General features: G+C 65.6%; 5 protein-coding genes. 4 read left to right on the top strand and 1 reads right to left on the bottom strand.

Annotated elements, in window-relative coordinates; genetic code table 11:
- Positions 1–690, bottom strand: a 690-nt coding sequence (locus EQG76_RS20235; protein ID WP_159716151.1) for an IS110 family transposase, incomplete at its 3' end; no start/stop codon positions are given.
- A 285-nt stretch (positions 691–975) separates the two neighbouring features.
- On the opposite strand from EQG76_RS20235, the gene EQG76_RS20230 reads away from it, so the two are divergent.
- From EQG76_RS20230 to EQG76_RS20215, 4 genes are all read left to right on the top strand, one after another.
- Positions 976–1,647, top strand: coding sequence for a thermonuclease family protein (locus EQG76_RS20230; RefSeq protein ID WP_159716150.1), 672 nt, complete (start codon positions 976–978; stop codon positions 1,645–1,647).
- A 112-nt stretch (positions 1,648–1,759) separates the two neighbouring features.
- Positions 1,760–2,485, top strand: a complete 726-nt coding sequence (locus tag EQG76_RS20225; RefSeq protein ID WP_235031470.1) for a response regulator — start codon at positions 1,760–1,762, stop codon at positions 2,483–2,485.
- Positions 2,482–3,837, top strand: coding sequence for an ATP-binding protein (locus tag EQG76_RS20220; RefSeq protein WP_159716149.1), 1,356 nt, complete (start codon positions 2,482–2,484; stop codon positions 3,835–3,837). The genes EQG76_RS20225 and EQG76_RS20220 overlap by 4 nt, the downstream gene beginning before the upstream one ends.
- Positions 3,838–3,940: 103 nt before the next feature.
- Positions 3,941–4,284: MipA/OmpV family protein (locus EQG76_RS20215; RefSeq protein ID WP_200840972.1), on the top strand; the 344-nt coding region annotated here is incomplete at its 3' end.

The following is a 4,284-nucleotide window of genomic DNA, read 5'->3' as shown; positions in this document are numbered from 1 at the left end:
GCTCATCTTGCCACTGTCGCGGCTGATCGGCGCCACCCCGACCAGCGCCGCGATCTTGCGCCGGGTGAGGAAGCCGAGTTCGGGCAGCTCGGCAATCAGGGTCCGGGCCGTGGTGGACCCGACGCCGGGGACGGTGCGCAGCAGGTCTTCCCGCGCCCGCCAGACGGGACTGTCCTTGATCCGCCGGTCGATGTCCTCGTCGAGGGCGGCGATCTGGCGCTCGAGGATGTCGAGCACGGCGGAGATGCTCTGCCGCACGCACTCGGTATCGGTAGCGCCGAGGCGGTTAGTCTCGGCGACGCGCATGGCCACGAGCTCGCGGCGGCGTGCCAGCCGCACCGGTGGACGGAGGGCCTCCGCGAAGCGGGCGATCATCTCCGCGTCGAGGCGGTCGGTCTTGGCCAAGCGACCAGACGCGCGAGCGAACTCGCGCACCTGGCGTGGGTTGACAACCGCGACCGGCAGACCGACCGCGACGAGCTCGGCGGCGACACGGTTCTGCAGGCCTCCGGTGGCCTCGAGCACGACCAGCGCCGGGGAGAGCTCGAGGAGGCGTCGGGCCAGGACTGATAGGACGTCGTCCTCGCGAAGGACGACCCATCGCTCGCCGGTGGGCCGGACGAAGATATCGAGCCTGTGCTTGGCGACGTCGATGCCAACGAAGGCGGGGGTAGAGGTGGTCTCGCGCATGATCCCGTCCTTGCAGATGCGGGCTCGGCACGGTCCGGCCCGGGCGACTGTTCGGGTCTATGCGAGCGCCTACGGGGAACCTCGATCACCCGCGGAGTGGATCTCCCAGGAAAGGGACGGTCTCCCGCAGGCCGGCAGCGCAGCTTCCGCTATTGCCACCGGCTGCGCCACATACAAGGCGGCCGCGAAGGCTGCCGCAGCAGATCCGGAAGTGAAATGCCTCGGCGGAACGTCCATCTTCCACCTGAATCGAGACGAGACGAACCTGCACGTCCCCATCTTTCAGTGGTCGCGTTCCTGGCACTGACATTGGGCGCCAGCGCCACCAATGAGGCGCTGGCAACTGATCTTGCCACGGTTCGGGGCCAGGCGCGCGTTATCGACGGCGACACGATCGCGGTCGGCAACAAGGTCATCCGCCTCCTGGACATCGATGCGCCGGTACTCGCCCAGAAGTGTGACGGTCACCGATCGAGCCGAGCGTGCGGCAAGGCCTCGGCCGACGCGCTGGCGGCCAAGGTGGGTACGGCCGCCGTGGAGTGCGTGCCCGCCCAGCGCGACGACTATGATCGGATCCTGGCCCGGTGCAGCGTCGGTGACGAAGATCTGTCGACTTGGTCCGTGTCCTCCGGCTGGTCGTTCGCCTTCGTGCGCTACTCCGCCCGCCTCGTAGCCGAGGAACAGGCTGCCCGGGCCCGAGGCCTCGGCATCTGGGCTGCTGATGAGGTTCAGGCGCCCTGGGACTACCGCGCCAGGCGGTGGGACGTGGCGGCCCAGGAGGCGCCGGAAGGCTACCCCATCAAGGGCAACATCTCAAAGAGCGGGGAACGGATCTATCACGTGCCGTGGACCGGCCAGTTCCACGACCGCACCAAGATCGACACCTGCAAGGGTGAGCGCTGGTTCTGCTCGGTGCAGGAGGCACAGGCAGCAGGCTGGAGGGCGTCCTATCGATAATTGTCATGGGCATCCAGGCAACAAAACAAAACACTCTTGAGCGAGACACTCTACTGGGCTCGCCCCTAAGCTGCTGGCCATGAAGCTTGATGCCCTTTCCATGACCGCCGGCATGAGGATGCCGTCCGCCGCAGGACGGATCCTGCTCGTCGAGGACGATGCGGAAATCGCAGAGCTGCTGGCGGCCACGCTGACCGAGAACGGCTTCACGGTCACGACGGTCGGCTGCGGCCCCGACATGGACCGCCTGTTGGACGCCGAGCCGATTGACCTGATCGTGCTGGACGTAATGTTGCCCGGTGAGGACGGGTTCAGCATCTGCCGCCGCCTGCGCGCGCAAGGACCTGTCCCGATCATCATGGTGACCGCCCTGGGCCAGGACATCGACCGGGTCGTCGGGCTTGAGCTTGGCGCCGACGACTATGTCACCAAGCCATTCAGCTCGCGCGAGCTCTTGGCCCGGATCCGCGCGCTTCTCCGTCGCGCCGATCTGACAGCGCAGAGCCGCACAGACGCAGCCCGCCTGCGCTTCCTTGGGTGGCGCATCGACCGCCGCAGCCGCACGGTCCTGGACCCCGATGGAACGCGGGTGACGATGACCACGGCCGAATTCGACCTGCTGGTTGCCTTCTGCCAGCATCCAGGCCGCGTGCTCACCCGCGAGGAACTGCTGGGGCTCACCCATGGCCGCGTAGCGGGAACGGTGGAGCGCAGCATCGACGTCCATGTCAGTCGCCTGCGCCAGAAGATCGAACCGGACCCGCGCGATCCAGTCGTGATCAAGACGGTCCGGCTGGGTGGCTATCTGTTCACGCCGCTCGTCGCCGCCGAACCATGAAACTGCTCCACCGATTCTGGCCGAAGAGCCTGTTCGCGCAGATCACCTGCGTCTGCATCCTTGCCTTGCTCGTGACCAATCTGCTGAGCGAGGCGGCCGAGAGTCTGTTTGTGGACGATCTCAAGCGACGGATTGATCCGACGCCCGTTGCGGCCCGGATCGACGCCATCGTGAGCCTTGCTCGCGCCGTTTCATCACCAGAGCAGCAGGCCGAGGTCCTCAATGCTGCGGCCGCAGCCGGTCTACTACTGGAAACGGTTTCCCGTAGTGCCATGCCCGCCTTGCAGGAGGCAGCTGCGGCTAATGAGATGATCTTGGATAAGATACCGCCGCACCTGGGCGCCTCGCTCCACCGAGGCTTCTTCGCCGGCGCTTTGCAGGACGTGGTAATCCTGCCCCTCGACGCGGACGACATGCTGGTCTTTCCGGCACCAGGCTGCACGATGCTGCTCGGCAGCTGCTTCTCCAGCATTTCTCCGATCCCGCCGATCTACAACACGCTCGGGATCACCTCCTTTGTCTTTCTGTTCCTGCTGTACGCGCTTCGGGCTATCACCGCACCTTTGTCCCGCTTCGTCGAGATCACCAGGACGTTCGGTCGGAACGATGATGCTGGCCAGAAAGTGCCCGAGCGCGGCGCCAGCGAAATCGTCCAGGTAGCCAAAGCATTGAACGAGATGCGCGAGCGCGTGCGCATCCTGATCGAATCACGTACTCGCATGCTGCGGGCGGTCAGCCACGACCTGCGCACGCCGCTGACGCGTTTGCGGCTGCGCGCTGAGCGGACCTCTGATCCCACCCTGCGCGACGGCATGCTGAGCGACATCACTCGGATCGACGACATGATCGGCGAGACCCTGGCGTTCTTGCGCGAGGACGCCCAGGCAGAACCCAACACCAAGGTCGACCTGCCGAGCCTGCTGCAGACCATCTGCGCCGACTTCGCCGACATTGGCCATGACGTGGCCTACGAGGGGTGCCCGCGCTTTGCCTATGTCTGCCGTGCCAGCGCTCTTTCGCGAGCAGTCGGCAACTTGGTCGACAACGCCGTCAGGTTCGGAAGCCACGTGGTTGTTACGTTGCGCATCAAGGACCGACACGCGCCGGTGATTGAGGTCTCGGACGACGGCCCTGGGATCGCGGTCACCGATCGGGAGGCAGTGCTCGAACCCTTCTTCAGCGCCGATGGCTCACGCGGACCTGAGTCCGGCTTCGGTCTCGGCTTGTCGATCGTCCAGGAGATCGTGCGCACCCACGGTGGCATGCTGTCCCTAGAGGACCATCTGCCCCATGGGTTGACGGCCCGCATCACCCTACCTGCCCGGCCACTTGCAGCCGGCAACATCTCTTAACAACACGAAGCCCACCGACAAACCGGACCGGCCCAGGTTGCGCCAGCCGCACGGCGTCTGATTCCCCAGGTACCGCGCGCGACCACCATGACCAGGTACGTGCATGTCCATTCACTCGTTAGCCTCGTCGGCCATCCGGCCTTTCCGCCAGCTGCCGCTCCTGCTGGCTGCCGGAACCCTGCTTGCCCCATCAGCCGTCCTTGCTCAGCAGACGACCACCCAATGGTATGACGCATTTCGCCAGCCACTCGGCGAGTGGAACGTCATCGTTGGCGGCGGCGTCTCCGTCGCGCCGGCCTATGAGGGTTCCAACGAGTTCGATATCTCGCCAGTCCCTTATGTTTCCGCCCAGTTCGGCCGGCTGACCATCGACACGCGCGGTGCCACTGTTGATGTGTACGAATGGGATCGGCTGCGCTTCGACTTCACGGTTGGCTATGACTCCGG

The sequence above is a fragment of the Geminicoccus flavidas genome (genome assembly GCF_009806515.1).
Lineage (GTDB): Bacteria > Pseudomonadota > Alphaproteobacteria > Geminicoccales > Geminicoccaceae > Geminicoccus > Geminicoccus flavidus.
The sequence above is the reverse complement of the archived record's forward strand: the minus strand, read 5'-3'. Positions and strand labels throughout refer to the sequence as shown.